The 3,646-nt window shown below is 62.8% G+C and carries 3 protein-coding genes; all 3 read left to right on the plus strand.

Translation table 11 applies throughout. The features are described 5' to 3' along the window. Window positions 1-220: 220 nt before the first annotated feature. Entirely contained in the window at window positions 221-853 is a 633-nt protein-coding gene (locus QMX97_RS31750) for an N-carbamoylsarcosine amidohydrolase (RefSeq protein ID WP_106804029.1), read from the plus strand. A 318-nt stretch (window positions 854-1,171) separates the two neighbouring features. Continuing rightward, window positions 1,172-2,482: an MFS transporter gene (locus tag QMX97_RS31755; protein ID WP_282398224.1), complete on the plus strand. Its 1,311-nt coding sequence runs from the start codon at window positions 1,172-1,174 to the stop codon at window positions 2,480-2,482. Between the two features lie 28 nt (window positions 2,483-2,510). Continuing rightward, the gene (locus tag QMX97_RS31760; RefSeq protein ID WP_282398225.1) at window positions 2,511-3,587 is read left to right on the plus strand and encodes a nucleoside hydrolase; all 1,077 of its coding nucleotides are present in this window, start codon (window positions 2,511-2,513) and stop codon (window positions 3,585-3,587) included. The last annotated feature ends 59 nt before the right edge of the window (window positions 3,588-3,646 follow it).

Consider the following 3,646-nt stretch of genomic DNA (forward strand, 5'->3'; position numbering starts at 1 on the left):
GGCTTGCCCCGCGTTGGGGGGGCGAAGCCGCCCTGAAACCAGGCACCGCGGACTGCCTGAAAGACCGCATGGGCTCTATTGGGGCGGCTTCGCCACCCAACGCGGGGCAAGCCCGCTCACCACAAAAAAAGCCCGCTCACGACAACAAGCCTGCTCACCATAAAAAGCTCGCCAACCACAAAAACAGAGCCTGTGCACCACCCATCAATGAGGGTCGAACATGACTGAACAATCCGCCGACGCCAACTATCAAGGCGTCTGGGGCAACCGTATCGGCTTTGGCAAAAAAGCCGCATTGCTGATGATCGACTTCATGCAGGGCTACACCACCGAAGGCGCGCCGCTCTATGCCCCCGAAGTGGTGATCGCCGTGGCGGAAAGCGTCGAGCTGCTGGCCACCGCACGCCGGCACGGGATTGCGGTGGTACACACCAATATCCGTTACCATCCCGGCCATTTCGCCGACGGCGGCATCTGGGTCAAGAAGGCCCCGGTGATGAAAGACATGGTCGAAGGCAACCCGCTCGCGGCGTTCTGCGTCGAGGTGCTGCCCCAGGCCGATGAAGTGGTGATCACCAAACAATACGCCAGTGCGTTTTTCGGCAGCAGCCTGGCCCCGATGCTGCACGCCCAGGGTATCGACACGGTGGTCCTCGCCGGCTGCTCCACCAGCGGCTGCATTCGTGCAACGGCGGTGGACGCGGTGCAACACGGGTTTCGCACCATCGTCGTGCGCGAGTGCGTCGGCGACCGACACCCCGCGCCCCACGAAGCCAACCTGTTCGATATCGACAGCAAGTACGGCGACGTGGTGAGCAAACAGGAGGCCATGAGCAAATTCAGGGAGCAATAAGACGGTACCGAGAACCGCGCCATAGAGCGCGGTCTTGAAAAACTGAGGCCCAGGCCTTGGAATGCAGTCCCCTGTGGGAACCGATCCCTGTGGGAGCCGGGCTTGCCCGCGATGCAGACGCTGCGGTGTATCAGCTACACCGCGTCGATGTCATCGCAGGCAAGTCTGCGCCCACCCAAGCCGGTTCCCACCCGTGATCGCCTCCAGGCCCCCTCAGTCTTCTGACACTGCCTTTGGAAGTCGCTTCTACAGCACTCCGAAGTGCTGAAAGAAAAGCGGCTGTATAAAAACCATAAGTCACCGCCAGGAGACACCCCGATGCCCATTGCGAATGCAGCGCCCGCGACCACGGTCGCCGACCCGGTCAACACGCTTTACCACAAGATCACCTGGAAGCTGATCCCGTTCCTGTGTTTCTGTTATCTGGCCGCGTACCTCGACCGGATCAACATCGGTTTCGCCAAACTGCAGATGCTCGACCAGTTGCAGTTCAGCGAAACCGCGTTCGGCCTTGGCGCCGGCCTGTTCTTTGTCGGCTATATCCTGTTTGAAGTCCCGAGCAACCTGGTGCTGGAACGGGTCGGTGCGAAGATCTGGATCGCGCGCATCATGATCACCTGGGGCCTGCTGTCGGCCTGCACCATGCTAGTCACCTCCACCACCCAGTTCTACATCCTGCGCTTTCTGCTCGGCGCCGCCGAAGCCGGCTTCCTGCCGGGCGTGCTGTACTACCTGACCACCTGGTTCCCCACCTACCGGCGCGGGCGCATCATCGCGCTGTTCATGATCGGCCTGCCGCTGTCCAGCGTGATCGGCGGGCCGTTGTCCGGCTGGATCATGGGCCACTTCGACCACATGGCCGGCCTGCGCGGCTGGCAATGGCTGTTCCTGATCGAAGCCGTGCCCAGCGTGCTGCTCGGCGTACTGACGTTCTGGGCACTGCCCAACACCTACCAACAGGCCAAGTGGCTGTCGGACGAAGAAAAGGCCCTGCTGGAAACCGAGCTGCGCAAGGACGACGCCGACAGCAACGGCAGCAAGCACAGCTTCCGTGACGGTTTCTTCAACCTCAAAGTGTGGATGCTCGGCGGTATCGACTTCTCGATCCTGCTCAGCGCCTACGCCATGGGCTTCTGGATGCCGACCTTCATTCGCAACGCCGGGGTCAACGACACCTTCCATATCGGCATCCTCACCGCGCTGCCAAGCGTCGCTGCGCTGCTGGGCATGCTGCTGATCGGCGCCAGTTCGGACAAACACCGCGAACGCCGCTGGCACATCATCGTGCCGTTTTTCATCGGCGCCGCCGCGATGGCCACCAGCACGTTCTTTACCCACAACGTCGCGGCCACCGTCGCCTTGTTCGCGATTGCCTCGGCGGCGATCATCGGCGCGGTGCCGGTGTTCTTCAGCCTGCCGGCGACCTTTCTCAAAGGCACCGCCGCGGCTACCGGCTTCGCCCTGGCCTGCTCGCTGGCGAATATCGCCGGCCTGGTGAGCAACTCGTTGATGGGGGTGGCGATCGACGTCACAGGCAGCAGCGCGGGTGCCTTGTGGTTTTTCGCCGGCTGCCTGATTCTCAGCAGCTTCCTGGTCATCGCCTTGCCGGCGAAACTGGTGAACCGTTGATCACACCCACTCTTTCGGATGAACCACCATGCAAGGCTTTCTGAAACGCTGTGCCCTGCTTGTCGCGGTCGGCCTGTGTGCCGGCACCGCGCAGGCAGCGGAAAAAGTCATCTTCGACACTGACTTCAATGTGCTCAACGATGACGGCCAGGCCTTCATCATGCTCGCCCAACTGCATGCGCAAAAACGCATCGACCTGTTGGGCATGACCTTGGTCAGCGGCAACGCCTGGGTCGACCAGGAACAGGTCGACGCCCTCAAGGCCGTGGAGCGCATGGGCGTGGAGAAAGAGGTCGGCGTGTATTCCGGCGCCGCCTACCCGCTGCTGCATGACTACGCCACCTACGAGGCGGAAAAAGCCCTGTTCGGCTCGGGTTGGCCGGGAGCCTTCAAGAACCCGCGACCGACCTCGCCCTCCCAGCTGGTCGCGCCACCGGATGGCCTGGCGACCCACACCCAGCTGCGCAAGGAAACCGCCGCGCAATTCATCGTCGACAGCGTAAGGGCCAACCCGCATCAGGTGACGATCCTGGCAGTCGGCCCGCTGACCAACGTCGCCCTGGCGATCCGCTCGGCGCCGGACATCGTGCCGCTGATCAAGCGCATCGTGTACATGGGCGGTGCATTGGAGATTCCGGGCAATACCACGCCGGCAGCGGAGTTCAACTGGTGGTTCGACCCGGAGGCGGCGAAGATCGTGTTGCGCGCTCCCATCGAGCACGTGATTTTCCCCAACGACGTGTGCGAGAAGGTCACCTTCGACAAGTCGGTGTACCAGCGCGTGATTGCGCAGAAAGGCGCGATTGCCGACCTGTACAAGCATGAGTTCGGCCCGTTGTTCGACAAGGACCCCAGCTACCACAGCTTCACCTGGGACAGCCTGCCGGCGCTGTATCTGGTCAACCCGCAGATCGTGACCGAGTCACGCGAGTTGTGGGTGGATGTGGACGCCACCTTTGGCGCCGACTACGGCCGCGCACTGGGCTACAAGAAAGGCGCCCCGGTAGGCACGCAGAAGGCCAAGGTGGTGTTCGGCGTGGATCAGAAGACATTCTGGGACGGCTACGTCAACCTCGTAACCCTGCCGACACCGGTCAAGCACTGACCGGCTGCGCGCGACCCCCCTTGCGGGGGGCGCGCCGGGCGCAACCCGCCCCCCCCAAC

Source organism: Pseudomonas sp. PS01298 (assembly GCF_029959745.1).
Taxonomy (GTDB): Bacteria; Pseudomonadota; Gammaproteobacteria; order Pseudomonadales; family Pseudomonadaceae; genus Aquipseudomonas; species Aquipseudomonas aylmerensis.

Excerpts from the sequence above, each read along its gene's own strand:
- QMX97_RS31750 (WP_106804029.1), top strand. The coding sequence starts at position 221 with ATGACTGAACAATCCGCCGACGCCAACTATCAAGGCGTCTGGGGCAAC.
- QMX97_RS31755 (WP_282398224.1), top strand. The coding sequence starts at position 1,172 with ATGCCCATTGCGAATGCAGCGCCCGCGACCACGGTCGCCGACCCGGTC.
- QMX97_RS31760 (WP_282398225.1), top strand. The coding sequence starts at position 2,511 with ATGCAAGGCTTTCTGAAACGCTGTGCCCTGCTTGTCGCGGTCGGCCTG.